14 protein-coding genes are annotated in these 14,963 nt (G+C 66.4%); 9 read left to right on the top strand and 5 right to left on the bottom strand.

All coding sequences use genetic code 11. The annotated features are described in order from the left end of the window. Positions 1-200: 200 nt before the first annotated feature. Positions 201-575, top strand: coding sequence for a rhodanese-like domain-containing protein (locus tag KUV62_RS09425; RefSeq protein WP_222603422.1), 375 nt, complete (start codon positions 201-203; stop codon positions 573-575). 129 nt (positions 576-704) lie between these two features. On the opposite strand, the gene KUV62_RS09420 is transcribed toward KUV62_RS09425, so the two are convergent. Both KUV62_RS09420 and KUV62_RS09415 read right to left on the bottom strand, forming a co-directional pair. Beyond that, positions 705-2,105 (bottom strand): aspartate aminotransferase family protein, encoded by a 1,401-nt coding sequence (locus KUV62_RS09420; protein WP_222603421.1) that lies wholly within the window; start codon positions 2,103-2,105, stop codon positions 705-707. A 223-nt stretch (positions 2,106-2,328) separates the two neighbouring features. Beyond that, positions 2,329-2,988 (bottom strand): GntR family transcriptional regulator, encoded by a 660-nt coding sequence (locus KUV62_RS09415; RefSeq protein ID WP_222603420.1) that lies wholly within the window; start codon positions 2,986-2,988, stop codon positions 2,329-2,331. A gap of 151 nt (positions 2,989-3,139) precedes the next feature. Between KUV62_RS09415 and KUV62_RS09410 the strand changes: the two genes are divergently transcribed. From KUV62_RS09410 to KUV62_RS09390, 5 genes are all read left to right on the top strand, one after another. Continuing rightward, entirely contained in the window at positions 3,140-4,225 is a 1,086-nt protein-coding gene (locus KUV62_RS09410; protein WP_315901572.1) for a polyamine ABC transporter substrate-binding protein, read from the top strand. 67 nt (positions 4,226-4,292) lie between these two features. Beyond that, the gene (locus KUV62_RS09405; protein WP_222603418.1) at positions 4,293-5,741 is read left to right on the top strand and encodes an ABC transporter ATP-binding protein; all 1,449 of its coding nucleotides are present in this window, start codon (positions 4,293-4,295) and stop codon (positions 5,739-5,741) included. A 3-nt stretch (positions 5,742-5,744) separates the two neighbouring features. Next, complete coding sequence (locus KUV62_RS09400; protein ID WP_222603417.1) at positions 5,745-6,635, top strand: ABC transporter permease subunit; 891 nt, start codon at positions 5,745-5,747, stop codon at positions 6,633-6,635. After that, positions 6,632-7,450, top strand: a complete 819-nt coding sequence (locus KUV62_RS09395) for an ABC transporter permease (RefSeq protein WP_222603416.1) — start codon at positions 6,632-6,634, stop codon at positions 7,448-7,450. The genes KUV62_RS09400 and KUV62_RS09395 overlap by 4 nt, the downstream gene beginning before the upstream one ends. Then, complete coding sequence (locus tag KUV62_RS09390) at positions 7,447-8,766, top strand: NAD(P)/FAD-dependent oxidoreductase (RefSeq protein ID WP_222603415.1); 1,320 nt, start codon at positions 7,447-7,449, stop codon at positions 8,764-8,766. The genes KUV62_RS09395 and KUV62_RS09390 overlap by 4 nt, the downstream gene beginning before the upstream one ends. 360 nt (positions 8,767-9,126) lie before the next feature. Here the strand turns inward: KUV62_RS09390 and KUV62_RS09385 are convergent, their stop codons facing one another. From KUV62_RS09385 to KUV62_RS09375, 3 genes are all read right to left on the bottom strand, one after another. Further along, the gene (locus tag KUV62_RS09385) at positions 9,127-9,861 is read right to left on the bottom strand and encodes an SDR family NAD(P)-dependent oxidoreductase (protein WP_222603414.1); all 735 of its coding nucleotides are present in this window, start codon (positions 9,859-9,861) and stop codon (positions 9,127-9,129) included. Positions 9,862-9,893: 32 nt separating this feature from the next. Continuing rightward, positions 9,894-11,561: a gamma-glutamyltransferase gene (gene ggt / locus KUV62_RS09380; RefSeq protein ID WP_222603413.1), complete on the bottom strand. Its 1,668-nt coding sequence runs from the start codon at positions 11,559-11,561 to the stop codon at positions 9,894-9,896. Positions 11,562-11,637: 76 nt separating this feature from the next. Next, positions 11,638-11,880, bottom strand: a complete 243-nt coding sequence (locus tag KUV62_RS09375) for a hypothetical protein (protein WP_222603412.1) — start codon at positions 11,878-11,880, stop codon at positions 11,638-11,640. Positions 11,881-12,015: 135 nt separating this feature from the next. Between KUV62_RS09375 and KUV62_RS09370 the strand changes: the two genes are divergently transcribed. From KUV62_RS09370 to KUV62_RS09360, 3 genes are all read left to right on the top strand, one after another. Beyond that, positions 12,016-13,017, top strand: a complete 1,002-nt coding sequence (locus KUV62_RS09370) for a DctP family TRAP transporter solute-binding subunit (RefSeq protein WP_222603411.1) — start codon at positions 12,016-12,018, stop codon at positions 13,015-13,017. A 65-nt stretch (positions 13,018-13,082) separates the two neighbouring features. Continuing rightward, positions 13,083-13,592, top strand: a complete 510-nt coding sequence (locus tag KUV62_RS09365; protein ID WP_222603410.1) for a TRAP transporter small permease — start codon at positions 13,083-13,085, stop codon at positions 13,590-13,592. A 6-nt stretch (positions 13,593-13,598) separates the two neighbouring features. Beyond that, entirely contained in the window at positions 13,599-14,876 is a 1,278-nt protein-coding gene (locus tag KUV62_RS09360; RefSeq protein WP_222603409.1) for a TRAP transporter large permease, read from the top strand. Positions 14,877-14,963 lie beyond the last annotated feature (87 nt).

The following is a 14,963-nucleotide window of genomic DNA, read 5'->3' as shown; positions in this document are numbered from 1 at the left end:
CCTGTGGTTCCGCCCGGTTTCGGCGGTCTTCAAGGACGCGACCTGACGACAGCGCCGCCCGTGCGGACTGCCCGCCCCGCGCGCAATTGCGCCCCGGCTGGGGCGGCCCGGTGCGGTGTTTTTTCTTGCCCGTCGTCATCGCACGGATACATCTCGGGTATCGAATGAAACCCGGACATCCTTTCGAGGGGAGAAAGCTCATGAAATCCGAACAGGTCGGCGACAGCATCCTAGAGACCTGGACCGTGGACGAGGTCCAGGCGGCGTTTGACAAGAATGAGATCGTGCTGATCGACGTGCGCACGCCGCAGGAATACATGTTCGAGCATATCGAGGGCGCGCTGCTGATGCCGCTGGCCTTCTTCAAGGCCGAGAAGCTCCCCGGCCAGACCGAGAAGCGCATCGTGTTTCATTGCGGCTCGGGGGTGCGCTCCGAGAAGGTCGCCCGTGCGACGATCGAGGCGGGCTTCGCCAAGGTCGCCCACATGGAAGGCGGCTTCGGCGCTTGGAAGGGCGCCAAGAAGCCCTATATCGGCACCAACATGGCCACCGGCGCCCCGCACAAGGTCAGCTGAGCCTCAGCCGCTCCCGGAAGATCGCCTCCTGCAGGCGCGACGAGACTGTTCTGAACAGCAAAAAGCCCGGCCCCGGATCATCGGGGCCGGGCTCTTGTTTTTGCGCGCGGGGCCGCACCCGCAGATGGCTCAGCGCGTGCCCGCGACCATCAGCCCCTGCTTTTTCAGCTCAGCGTGGCATTCGTCGAGCGAGCGGGTGGCACGCTCGATCAGCGTGTCGATCTCGTCCTTCGACAGCACCAGCGGCGGCGAGATGATCATGCGGTCGCCGACATGGCGCATGACGAGGTTGTTGGCGAAGCAGCGCTCGCGGCAGATATAACCCACGGTGCCCGCATCGGCGGCGAAGGGCGCGCGGCTGGCCTTGTCCGGGGTCAGCGCGATCGAGCCCATGAAGCCCGCGATCTTGGCCTCGCCCACCAGCGGGTGACCGGCCAGCGCCTCGAATTTCTGCTTGAGATAAGGGCCGGTCTCCTCGCGGACGCGGGTGACGACGCCTTCCTCGTCGAGGATGCGCAGGTTTTCCAGTGCCACGGCGGCGGCCACCGGGTGGCCGGAATAGGTGTAGCCGTGGTTGAACTCGGTCTTGCCGATGACGCCGGCGATCTCGTCGTTGACGATCGAGCCGCCGATCGGCTGGTAGCCCGAGGACAGGCCCTTGGCGATGGTCATGATGTGTGGCTTGATGCCCATGGTTTCGGAGCCGAACCAGTTGCCGGTCCGGCCGAAGCCGCAGATCACCTCGTCGGCGATCAGGATGATGCCGTATTTGTCGACGATGCGCTGGATCTCGGGCCAGTAGGTCTCCGGCGGGATGATCACGCCACCGGCGCCCTGCACCGGCTCGGCGATGAAGGCCGCAACCTTCTCGGGGCCGATTTCCTCGATGGCCTGCTCGAGCTGGCGGGCGCGCTCGAGGCCGAACTCCTCCGGCGTCATGTCGCCGCCCTCGGCCCACCAGTTGGGCTGGTCGATGTGGTGGATGTCGGGGATCGGCATGCCGCCCTGCGCGTGCATGCCCTTCATGCCGCCGAGGCTGCCCGAGCCGACCGACGAGCCGTGATAGGCGTTCCAGCGCGAGATGATGACCTTGCGCTCGGGCTGGCCCTTCTCTTCCCAGTAGGTGCGCACGAGGCGGATGTTGGTGTCGTTCGCCTCGGAGCCGGAGGAGGCATAGAACACGTTGTTCAGGTCGCCCGGCGCCAGCTCCGCCAGCCGTGCCGAGAGCTGGATCGCCGGCACATGCGTGGTCTGGAAGAAGGTGTTGTAATAGGGCAGCTCTTCCATCTGACGCGCCGCGGCGGCGGCCAGTTCCTTGCGGCCATAGCCGACGTTCACGCACCACAGGCCCGCCATGCCGTCGAGGATGCGCTCGCCCTCGCTGTCGGTGAGCCAGCAGCCCTCGGCGCGGGTGATGACCCGCGCGCCCTTGCGAGCAAGGTCCGCACCGGTGGTGAACGGGTGCATGTGGTGAGCGGCATCCAGCGCCTGAAGCTCGGCGGTGGGGGTGTTGGTGGAAATGAGCGTCATGGCCGCGTCTCCTGAAGATTCCGGGTTTCGCTGCAGAATATGATCAAATTATTTACTGTCAATCGAATCGCGGCTCTCAGGGGGCTGTGGCACGTGGATCGACCAAGGGCCGTGCACCAAGTCGGCTCTGGAGCAAGCCGCGGCACGGGGCGCCCCGCATCGGTCATGGCGCAGGCACGCCCTGGGCATGTCCCGCTCCTCATGTCCGAGGCCGCGCCGCGCCCTAGCCCTCCAGCGCGGCCGAGATCTGCTCCATCCCCTGCCGCACGTCCTGCTCCATTGCCCGCGCCGCCGCCTCGGCATCACCGGCGTCGAGCGCGTCGAGGATCGCCTTGTGCAGGTCGGGCAGGTTGCGCGTGCCAAACTGGCCGCAGACCACCCGCAGCGACGGGCCGAAGCGCAGCCACAGCCCCTCGACCAGATCGGTGAGAATCGGAGCGCCTGCGATCTCGTTCAGCTCGGTGTGGAACTGGTGATTCTCCACGAGATAGCCTGTCACGTCGCCCTTCCCGATCGCGGCGTCGAGCCGCGCGTCGGTGGCACGCAGGCGCACCACGCCCTCGGCGTCGCAGCGCAGCGCCGCGCGCCGCGCCAGCTGCGGCTCCAGCGCCACCCGGGCCAGCGTCAGCTCCTCCACCGCCGCCGCGTCGAGCACCGGCACGGTGATCCGCCGATTGCCTTGGAACACCAGCGCACCCTCGGCGATCAGCCGCCGCAACGCCTCGCGCACCGGCGTCATGCCGACCTCGAGCCGCTCGACCAGCCCCTGAATCGTCACCGGCTGGCCGGGCGCAAGCTCGCCGAAGAGGATCATGTCCCGCAGGCGGCGATAGACCACCTCGTGAGTCGGAAGCCCTGCGCTGTCTGCCCGCATATTCACCATCTGCCTCCTGCTTGACCAAAGCGCCCTCAAAGCCATCTTGCACGCCATGTTGGGCCGTGGAAACATCTCTCATGTTGCCAACGGGTGCAACATTTGATCAAATTCAGGGGCCACGGGGCGGCAAGACCCCATGACCAACCGGGAGCACATGATGAAGACACCCTTTCTGACCCTCACCGCGACCCTCGCCCTGACCGCCGGGCTGGCGCAGGCCGAAGAGGTCCGGGTCTACAACTGGTCCGACTATATCGACGAGAGCCTGCTGGCCAAGTTCGAGGAAGAGACCGGCATCGACCTGATTTACGACGTGTTCGACAGCAACGAAGTGCTTGAGACCAAGATGCTCGCCGGCGGCTCGGGCTACGACGTGGTGGTGCCCACCGGCACCTTCCTGCAGCGCCAGATCATGGCCGGCGCGTTCCAGCCGCTCGACAAGTCGAAGCTGCCGAACCTCGAGAACATGTGGGACGTGATCTCCGACCGGACCTCGAAATACGACCCCGGCAACGAATACGCGATCAACTACATGTGGGGCACGACCGGCATCGGCGTGAACGAGCCCAAGGTGCGCGAGATCCTCGGCGAGGATGCACCGGTGACCTCGTGGGATCTGGTCTTTGACCCGGCCAACATGGAAAAGCTCGCCGAATGCGGCGTGATGTTCCTCGATGCACCGGCAGAGATGATCCCGGCGGCGCTGAACTATATCGGCGAAGACCCCGACAGCCACGATCCCGACGTGATCGCCAAGGCGGAAGAGGTGTTCATGCCGGTCCGCCCCTACATCCAGAAGTTCCACAGCTCGGAATACATCAACGCGCTGGCCAATGGCGATGTCTGCGTCGCGGTCGGCTGGTCCGGCGACATCCTGCAGGCGCGTGACCGCGCCGCCGAGGCCGACAACGGCGTCGAGGTTTCCTACTATGCCCCCGACGAGGGTGCGCAGATGTGGTTCGACCAGATGGCGATCCCGGTCGACGCTCCGAACCCCGAGGCGGCCCACACCTTCCTGAACTTCATCATGGATGCCGAGAACATGGCGGCGGCGTCGAACTATGTCTACTACGCCAACGGCAACGAGGCCTCGCAGCAATATCTCGCGGAGGACGTGATCGGCGATCCGGCGATCTACCCGACGCCCGAGGCGATGGAAAACACCTACACCACCACGCCCTACGAGCCGAAAGTCCAGCGCACCGTCACGCGCCTGTGGACCAAGATCAAGTCCGGCACCTGATCCGCGACTGACCGGCCCGCGCCTTTGCGAAGGCGCGGGCCTTTCTCTGACAGGACGTATCCCGCACATGGCCCAGACCGTCTTTGCCCCCTGGGAAGACCCCGATCGGAAACCGCTGATCGAGTTCCGCAACGTGACCAAGCGCTTCGGCGAGTTCACCGCGATCGACAACCTCTCGCTCAATATCTACGAGCGCGAGTTCTTCGCCCTGCTCGGCCCGTCGGGCTGCGGCAAGACGACGATGATGCGGATGCTCGCCGGCTTCGAGAGCGTCACCGAGGGCCATATCTGGCTGGGCGGTCAGGACATCATCAACGTGCCGCCCAACAAGCGCCCGGTGAACATGATGTTCCAGAGCTACGCGCTGTTCCCGCACCTGTCGATCTGGGACAACATCGCCTTCGGCCTGCGGCGTGAGAGCAAGGACAAGGCGATGATCGAGGAGCGTGTCGAAGAGATGCTGCGCCTCACCCGCCTGACCAAGTTCGCCAAGCGCAAGCCGCACCAGATCTCCGGCGGCCAGCGACAGCGCGTGGCGCTGGCCCGCAGCCTCGCCAAGGCACCGAAGCTGCTGCTGCTCGACGAACCGCTCGGCGCGCTCGACAAGAAGCTGCGCGAAGAAACGCAGTTCGAGCTGATGGACATCCAGGAAAAGACCGGCACCACCTTCGTGATCGTGACCCACGACCAAGAAGAAGCGATGACCGTGGCCTCCCGCATCGCGGTGATGGACGAGGGCCGTCTGGTGCAGGTCGACACGCCCGACGTGATCTACGAGGCGCCGAACTCGGTCTATGTGGCCGATTTCATCGGTGACGTGAACCTGATCCCCGGCACCGCCAGGCCGCGCCCCGCCGAGCCGGTGACGCCCGTGGCTGATCCGGCCCCCGCCCCGCAGCCAGCCTCCGTCGAAGACGCCGCGCCCGCGGCGGAGGAGACCGCGCCCGAGGCCCCCGTGCAGGCACAGGCCCCGACCGATGCCCGCCAGCCCGCGCCCAACGCGCGCGGCGAGTGGCTCTACAAGAAGGTCTTCGCGCGTTTCATGGGCCAGCGCGACCTCAACACCCCGCAGCTGCCGCCGCCGAGCCCGGAAGAGCTCGCCGCCGCCCGCAAGGCCGAGGCCAAGGCCGCTGCCGCGAAGCCCGCGCCGGCCGCCGCTCCCGAACCCGCGATCAAGCCCGGCGGCATCCTCATCGACTGGGCCGAGGGCCAGCCGCCGATCATCGCCGCCAATGGCGACCCAGCGCTCGACGGCAAGCCGGTGACCCTGTCGATCCGCCCCGAGAAGGTCACCATCGACCTCGAAAAGCCTGACCGGCCCAACGTGCTGCCCGGCAAGGTCATCGACATCGCCTATCTCGGCAACATCTCGACCTACCATGTCGAGCTCGCCACCGGGCAGATGGTCAAGGCGCAGATGGTCAATGCCCGGCGCATCTCCAACCGGCACATCACCTGGGAAGACGAGGTCTGGATCGGCTTTACCGAGACCGCCGGCGTCATTCTCGAGGAGTAAGCCATGCGCCGCGCCGCCCTGATCCTCATCCCCTATCTCTGGCTGCTGGTCTTCTTCCTCGTCCCCTTCGTGATCGTGCTGAAGATCTCGCTGTCGGACGTGGCGCTGGCCCGCCCGCCCTACACGCCGCAGTTCGACCTCTCGCTCGGCTGGGAGGGCATACGCAGCTTCTTCTCGGAGCTTGATTTCGAGAATTTTGTCTTCCTGACCACCGACGATCTCTACTGGAAGGCCTATGTCAGCTCGCTGAAGATCGCGCTGGTCTCGACCCTGCTTACCCTGCTGGCGGGCTATCCCATCGCCTACGGCATGGCGCGCGCGCCCAATGAGTGGCGCCCGACACTGCTGATGCTGGTGATCCTGCCGTTCTGGACCTCGTTCCTGATCCGGGTCTACTCGTGGATGGGAATCCTGTCGAACGAGGGCACGCTCAACACCGTGCTGCTCTGGCTCGGGGTGATCGACACGCCGCTGCAGATCATGAACACCAACAGCGCGGTCTATATCGGTATCGTCTACACCTACCTGCCCTTCATGGTGCTGCCGATCTACTCGGCGCTCGAGAAGATGGACGAGAGCCTGATCGAGGCGGCAGAGGACCTCGGCTGCTCCAAGCTTGCCGCCTTCTGGCTGGTGACCTGGCCGCTGTCGCGCAACGGAATTATCGCGGGCTGCTTCCTCGTCTTCATCCCGGCGATCGGCGAATTCGTCATTCCCTCGCTGCTCGGCGGCTCGGGCACGCTGATGATCGGCAAGGTGCTGTTCGAAGAGTTCTTCTCCAACCGCGACTGGCCGGTGGCCTCGGCGGTGGCGGTGATCCTGCTGCTGATCCTGATCATCCCGATCATCCTGTTCCAGCGCAACGAGCAGAAGGCACGGGAGGCCGAAGGATGAGACGCTTTTCCTGGTTCAACGTCACCTCGCTGACGCTCGGCTTCGCCTTCCTGTACCTGCCGATGATCCTGCTGGTGGTCTACAGCTTCAACGAGAGCCGCCTGGTCACCGTCTGGGCCGGCTTCTCGACCAAGTGGTATGGCGAGCTGTTCCGCAACAAGGAGTTCCTCGACGCCGCCTGGGTCACGCTCAAGGTCGCGATATTCTCCTCGACCATCGCCACGGTGCTCGGCACGATGGCGGCCTATGTGCTGGTGCGCGCCGGGCGCTTCGCCGGACGGACGCTGTTTTCCGGCATGATCTACGCGCCCCTGGTCATGCCCGAGGTGATCACCGGCCTGTCGCTGCTGCTCTTGTTCATCGGCATCGGGCTCGACCGCGGCGTGCTGACCATCGTGCTGGCCCACACCACCTTCTCGATGTGCTACGTCTCGGTGGTGGTGTCGTCGCGGCTCACCAGCTTCGACCGCTCGCTGGAAGAGGCGGCGCTCGATCTCGGCTGCTCGCCCTTCGAGGCATTCCGGCTGGTGACCCTGCCGATCATCGCGCCGGCGGTGATCTCGGGCTGGCTGCTGGCCTTCACCCTGTCGCTCGACGACCTGGTGATCGCGAGCTTCACCACCGGCCCCTCGGCCACCACCCTGCCGATCAAGATCTTCTCGGCGGTGCGTCTCGGCGTCAGCCCCGAGATCAACGCGCTGTCCACCCTGCTGATCGGCATCGTCACCGCAGGCGTCATCACCGCCTCGATCGTGACCAAGCGGGCGGCGGTGGCGCAGGCGCGGGATGAACAGGCGGCCGAGCGCAGCGAATGAAACGGATCTACGAAGCCCCGGCCTACGGGCCGCAGGGCAAGTGCTACTGGGCCGACACCGTCGGCCCCGACGACTGGCCCGCGCTCCCCGGCCCGCGCCACAGCGAGGTCGCGATCATCGGCGGCGGCTTCACCGGCCTCTCGGCGGCTCTGCACCTGGCGCAGGACGGGGTCGAGGTCACCGTGCTCGAGGCCGAGCACGCGGGCTACGGCGCCTCGGGCCGCAATGGCGGCTTCTGCTGTCTCGGCGGTTCCAAGGGCTCGAGCGGCTACCTGCGCCGACGCTATGGCGAGTCCGGCCTGCGCGGTTGGCGCGCCACCGAGAAGGCCGCGGTCGCCACCGCCCGCCGCCTGATCGACGAGCACGGCATCGAGGCCGACACCCATTCCGAGGGCGAGACGCTGATCGCCCACTCGCCGCGCGCCTTCGCCAAGATGCGCGACGGTATCGAGGAGACCGAGCGCGAATACGGCGTCACCCCCAGGCTCATCGAGCTCGAGGACATGGCCGCGCACGGGCTCTCAGGGCCGTTCTTCGGCGCCATGACCACGCCCATCGGCATCGCGCTCAACCCGCGCAAGTATCACGCTGGCCTCGCCCGTGCCGCGCTTGCGGCCGGGGCCGTCCTGCACGGGCACAGCCCGGTTACCGCGCTGCGCAAGGATGGTCGCTGGCAGCTCGAGACCCCGCATGGCACGCTGACCGCCGACCGCGTCATCCTCGCCACCAACGGCTATTCGTCGGAGGACCTGCCCGACTGGCTGCGTGCCCGCTACCTGCCGGTGCAGTCGAGCGTCATCGTCACCGCGCCGCTCGAGCAATCTCTGCTCGACGCGCAGGGTTGGACTTCGGGGCAGATGGCCTATGACACGCGGGTGCTGCTGCATTACTTCCGGCTGATGCCGAACGGCCGCTTCCTGTTCGGAATGCGCGGCGGGCTGACCGCCACGCCACGGGCGCGAGCCGCGATCTCGCGCAAGATCCGCGCCGATTTCGCCCGCATGTTCCCCGCCTGGCACGCCGCCAAGATCACCCATGAGTGGGACGGGCTGGTCTGCCTGATGGCAAGCCTGACGCCGTTTGCCGGCGCGGTCCCGGATCACCCCGGTCTCTTCGCCGGGCTCGGCTATCACGGCAACGGCGTCGCCATGGCGAGCCACACGGGCATGCTGCTGGCCGATCTGGTGCAGGGCAAGCCGCCGCGCGGGCCCTACCCCGAGGTCATGCGCCAGCCGCCGCGCCGCTTCCCCATAGGCCGCTGGCGACGGGCGCTGCTGGCCCCGGCCTATGCGACGGCGACGCTGTTCGATCTTTAGGAGGGCGCGACCTTCAGGTTTGCAAATGGTGCAGGGCGCGACGCCCGCCGCGTCATCGCCGGCCCGCGGGATGGCGATCCGGCGCTTTGAGCCCCTTGTTTTATCCGGCTCAAATCCGAAGGACCTCGACACTCAGTGTGGGCGTCACCAAATCGCCAGCCCGTCCGGGCGGGCCGGCGATGGCGCGCCTCTCGGCGTTTGCTAGCAAACGCCTGCCGGCAACACATCGCGGAACGCGATGTGTGAGAGGCGGCCTGCGGCCTTGATTCCGCGCTGGGTCTCCGCTTGAGCGCGCCCCAAACGACAAGACCCCCGCCGCAGAAACCTGCGCCGAGGGCCCCTCATTTCAAATCCCGAACCTCAGGCGTGCTGCCCGCCGTTCACGTCGACAGACGCGCCGTTGACGTAGGAGGCCTGCTCCGAGCACAGGAACAGCACCACCCGCGCCACTTCGTCGGGCTTGCCCAGGCGCCGCAGCGGGATGATGTCGGTCATCTCCTCGGTCCCCGGCGACAGGATCTCGGTCTCGATCTCGCCCGGCGTCACCAGGTTGACCCGGACCCCGCGCGGGCCGAGCTCGGCCGCCGCCTCGCGTGTCAGCGCGTCGAGCGCCGCCTTCGAACAGGCATAGGCCGCCCCCGCATAGGGGTGCACCCGCTTGCCGACGATCGAGCCCACGTTGACCACCGCGCCGCGCGCCTGTTCCAGCTCGGGCAGCAGATCGCGCATCAGCGCCGCCGGCCCCAGCAGGTTGACCGACAGCACCTGCTGCCAGACCTCGTCGCTGCTCTCGGCAATGCCGAGCCGCGCGCCACCCTCGCCCTTGGGCGAGATTCCGGCATTGTTGACGATGGCGTGCAGGCCGCTGTCTCCCAGCGTCTCGCGCACCCGCGCCACCAGGTCGGCGCGCGCCTCGGCATCGGCGAGATCGCCCTGGAAATGGTCGGTCGAGCCCGCGTGCCAGGGGCAGCGCGAGTCGAAGGCGGTGCGCGACACGGTCAGCACCCGCCAGCCCGCCGCCTGGAACACCTTCACCGTGGCGTGGCCGATGCCCCGGCTCGCCCCGGTCAGCAGCAATGTCTTCTGATCTGTCATGGCCTCGCCTTTCTGCCCCTGCGACTCACGCCCTAGATGTGGAACGCAATGCCGTCATCGGCAAGGCCGCCACCAAGCGCCGAGACGGTTCCGTCCGCCCGCCAGCAGGCCGCGCCGGTCATTTCACCATCCGCCCCGAAGGCGATGGCGTTCATCCCACCGCCGATATGCGGTACGATCTTCATCTCGTGCCCCATCGCCGCGAGCGCCTCTTCGTGATGCGCGTAGCCCGGCTCGAGCTCCACATGCGCGCCCTCGGTCCAGATCCGCGGCGCCTCGACCGCCTGCTGCGGGGTCATGCCGAAATCGATCAGGTTGACGATGGCCTGCATCGCCGAGGGGAAGATCCGCACCGCCCCCGGCAGCCCCAGCGCAAAGCTCGGCTTGCCGTCCTTCAACACAATCATCGGCGCCATGGAGGTCGGCACCCGCTTGCCCGGCGCGATCGACAGCGCCTTCCCGGGATGCGGGTCGAAATTGTACATGTAGTTGTTGGGGATCATACCGGTGCCCGGCACCATGAAGCGCGCCCCGAAAAGCCCGTTGATGGTGTGGGTGGCCGACACGATCATACCGTCGCGGTCGGCCACGGTGATGTGGGTGGTGTTGTTGCTCTCGTAGCCCGGCGGTACGTGGCCGGCGCCGCCCGCGGGGCGCATGCGGGCGCGGCAGGCCTCGGCATAGTCCTTTGAGATCAGCTTCTCGACGGGGATGTCGACGAAATCCGGGTCGCCCGAGGCGGCGCGGCGGTCCTCGAAACCGACGCGGATCACCTCGGCCAGCAGGTGCAGGCGCTCGGGGTTGTCGAAGCCCATCGCCTTCAGGTCGTAGGCCTCGAGCATGTTGAGCATCTGCGCCACGTGCACGCCCGAAGAGGCGGGCGGCGGCGGGCCGACGATGTCATGGCCGCGGTAGCTGCCGAAGATCGCATCGCGCTCGCGGGCGGTGTAGCCCTCGAGATCCGCCATCGAAACGCTGCCCGCATCCTCGCCGCCGGTGGCCAGCGCCTCGACCAGCGCCTGCCCCAGCGCCCCGCCATGCAGCGCCTCGGCGCCCTCCTTGGCAACCAGCTTCAAGCTCTCGGCGTAATCCGCCTGCACCAGCCGGTGGCCCGGCTTGGCCGGGCTGCCATCGGGCAGGAAATGGCGCGAGATCTCGGGATCCTTCGACATGTCCTCGGCGTGGCGCTCGATGTTGGACGACAGGTAGCTCGTCACCGGGAAACCGCCGGCGGCCAGCCGGATCGCCGGGGCGATCACGTCGGCGAAGGGCAGCGCGCCGTGGGCGGCGTGCATCTGGCACCAACCGCGCAGGTTGCCCGGCACCGCCACCGAGGACGCGCCGACGAGATTGCGGCGGCCGGCGGTCTCCATGTAGTCGGGGAGCGCGTCGGAGACCGGGGTGAACATGTCGGGCGTGGCCGAGGCCGCCGCCTGCGACAGGCAGTCATAGACTTTGTGGGTGCCGTCGGGCAGGCGGAGGTGCGAGACGCCGCCACCGACGATTCCGACCATCATTGGCTCGACCACGGTCAGCGTCAGCAGCGCCGCGACCGCCGCGTCGACGGCATTTCCGCCAAGCGCCATCATCTCGTGGCCGGCGGCGGAGCCCAGCGGGTGGTTGGTCACCACCACGCCCTGCGACCCGCTGGCGGGGGTCTTGCGGCAGAGGAAGGGCAGCGGCGTGGGGTCGGTGGTCATCGGTCTGAGCTCTCTATTCCTGTTCGGTCTGTCTTTATCATCTCTGCGACTTTCGTGCAGCAGAATGTGGTTTCGGTCAAAATACTCGTGCAATCATGAACTTGGCAAGGTTGAGCACGGCGAGCCCTGCAAAACCTGAGGAAAACCGCGCCTCCGGGCCGTTTGATACGGCTTGTTCTTGCGCCGAAATGCCCTTATCCGCCATCGCGACCGGCAGATCTCGTGAGATTTTCCTCCCCGACAGCGCGCAGATCGGCGCATTTCGCTCAAAAAACGGGCAAATATTTTGGATTTTCCCATAAAAACGGGCAAAATCCATCAAAATGGCCAAAAAGATGCCCGAACAGTCGATATTTTATGATTACTCAGTCATAAAGACGTCACACGGACCAACACCGTTCACAACAGGGATTCGCCCGGGACAACGCCAGCGGGCCACCGAAGGAGACACGACATGACCTTTTCCAAACCCCTCGGCGCACTGGTCGCCGCCGCGGCGCTGAGCGCCGCCATTGCAGCCCCCGCCGCCGCGCGCGACATCAAGATCGGCCATTTCGGCGCTCCGGGCACCCCGTTCGATCTGGGCGTGCAGTATTTCGCCGAGCAGGTCGAGGCACTGTCCGACGGCGAATACACCGTGACCAACTTCCCTTCGGGCCAGCTTGGCAACGAGGCGCAGCAGATCGGCGCGCTGCAGGGCGGCCTGCAGGAGATGCTGATCACCTCCTCGACCAACCTGATCAAGTACAACGAGCTGTTCCAGCTCATCGACCTGCCCTTCGCCTTCGAAGACGACGCCGCCACCGACAAGGTGCTGCTCGGCGAAGTCGGTGCGAAGATGCTGGCCGGTCTCGATGGCTCGGGCATGAAGGGCCTGACCTTCATCGACAACGGCTTCCGCGACCTGTCGAACTCCGAGCGCCCGATCGAGAGCCTCTCCGATTTCGAGGGCCTGTCGTTCCGCGTCATCGGCGCGCCGGTGTTCATCAACACCTTCTCGGCGCTCGGCACCAACCCGGTTCCGATGCCCTTCCCCGAGGTTTACACCGCGCTCGAGACCGGCACCGTCGACGGCCAGGACAACCCGCTGATCACCGTGCGTGACGTGAATTTCTTCGAGGTTCAGGATTACCTGACCACCTCCAAGCACGCATACTCGGCGCTGGTGCTGCTGGTCAGCCAGCCGTTCTGGAACAGCCTGTCGGACGAAGACAAGGCGCTGCTGCAGGACGCGGCCGACAAAACCGCCGTCGAAAACCGCAAGATCATGCGCGCCGCCGTCGAGGACGCCAAGGCGTTCCTGTCGAGCGAAGAAGGCGGCATGACGATTTCCGAGTTCACCCCGGAAGCCCGCGCCGAGATCGTCGAAGCGGTCGCGCCGGTCACTGAGGAACTCGTCACCGATGCGATCCGTCCGCTTTATGACGAGATGCAGGCCACGCTCGCCGCGGACTGATCGTATCGCCAAGGGGTCGGTGCCGCTCCCAGCGCCGGCCCCTTTCTTATTCAAGGAGACCCTGAATGCCCGTACTGCGCCTCGCCGAGAAACTGCTCGAGGCCCTCGTCGCCGCCCTGCTCTTCGCACTGGTGGCGATGGTCTTCGTCAACGTCATGCTGCGCTTCTTCATGAATTCCGGCATCGTGGTGACGGAAGAGCTGTCGCGGATCGTGCTGTCGATCCTGATCCTCAGCGGCGCCGTGCTCGCGCTGATCCAGCAACGCCACATCGCCATGACGCTGGTGGTCGACCGCCTGCCCAAGGGCGGCAAGAAGGCCATCGTCGCGCTGACCGGCGCGATCATGCTCTACGGCAACTACCTGCTCGCCAAGGGCGCGTGGATGCAGGCGACGCTGAACTTCTCCTCCTCCTATCCGATTTCCGGCCTGCCGATGGCGACGATCTACATCGTCGCGACCCTCGCAGGCGCCGCGCTGGCGCTGGTCGTCGCGGTGCGCATGGTGCTGATCCTCTCGGGTCGCATGGAGCCGGAAACCTTCTTCCAGGCCGCCTCGGCCGATATCGCGGAGTGATCCTGCGTGACTTTCGTTGTCTTCCTTTCCGTCCTGATCCTCGGCATCGTGCTCGGCCTGCCCATCGCCTGGGCGCTGATCGCCTGCGGCATCGCGCTGATGCTGCATCTCGACTACTTCAACGCCCAGATCATCGCCCAGAACATGATCCTCGGCACCGACAACTTCATCCTGCTGGCGATCCCATTCTTCATCCTCGCCGGTGAGCTGATGAACCGGGGCGGGCTCTCGCGCCGCATCATCGAGGTCGCCATGGCCGCCTTCGGCCACGTCTCCGGCGGTCTCGGCTACGTGGCGATCTGCGCCTCGCTGATCATGGCCTCGCTTTCGGGCTCGGCGATCGCCGACAGCGCCGCGCTGGCCGCGATCCTGATTCCGATGATGAAGCTCGGCAACTATCCCGAAGGCTCCTCGGGCGGCCTGCTCGCCGCCGGCGGCGTCATCGCCCCGGTGATCCCGCCCTCGATCGCTCTGGTGGTCTTCGGCGCCATCGCCAATGTCTCGATCAGCGGGCTGTTCATGGCCGCCATCGTGCCCGGCACGCTCATGGCCGTGTCGCTGATCGTCGCCTGGCGCTTCGTGTCGCGCGGCGGCGGCTTCCAGACACTCGAGCGTCAGCCCCGCGCCGAGGTGCTCCGCGCCCTATGGCGGGCGCTGCCGGCGCTGGTGCTTCCCATCGTGGTGATCGGCGGCCTGCGAGTCGGCATCTTCACCCCGACCGAGGCCGCGGTGATTGCCGCCGTCTACGCCTCGCTCGTCGGCGCCTTCGTCTATGGCGAGCTTACGATCAAGAGCTTCTACGAAGGGCTCGTCGAGGCCGGCAAGACCTCCGCGGTGGTGATGTTCCTCATCGGCACCTCAATGGTCTCGGCCTGGCTGATCACCATCGCCAACCTGCCGACCCAGGTGATCGCCTTCCTGCAGCCCTTCATGGACACGCCGCAGCTTCTCGTGGGCATGATCGTCGTGCTGACGCTCCTTCTGGGCATGGTGCTCGATTTCACCCCGCTGAGCCTGATCCTGATGCCGATCGTGATCCCGCTGGCCAAGGCCGCCGGCATCGACCTGATCTATTTCGGCGTGGTCTTCACCATCGCCGGCGCGCTCGGGATGCTGACCCCGCCGGTGGGCAACGTGCTCAACGTGGTGGCCGGCGTCGGCAAGGTGCGGCTCGACAAGATCATGGTGGGCGTGCTGCCCTTCCTCTTCGCCGAGCTTGCGGTTCTGGGCCTCCTGGTCGCCTTCCCGTGGATCATCACCGGACCCCTGGACCTGCTCCGCTAGGCCTGCTCAAGACACCGCCCGGACCGATTTCTCCCCTAAGGTCCGGGCAAGAGCGCCGCTCCGCCCACCGGAGCGGCGCTTTCTTTT

The sequence above is a fragment of the Salipiger bermudensis genome, assembly GCF_019801965.1.
Lineage (GTDB): Bacteria > Pseudomonadota > Alphaproteobacteria > Rhodobacterales > Rhodobacteraceae > Salipiger > Salipiger bermudensis_A.
Note: the sequence above shows the minus strand (reverse complement) of the source record. Positions and strands in the feature narration are given on the sequence as shown.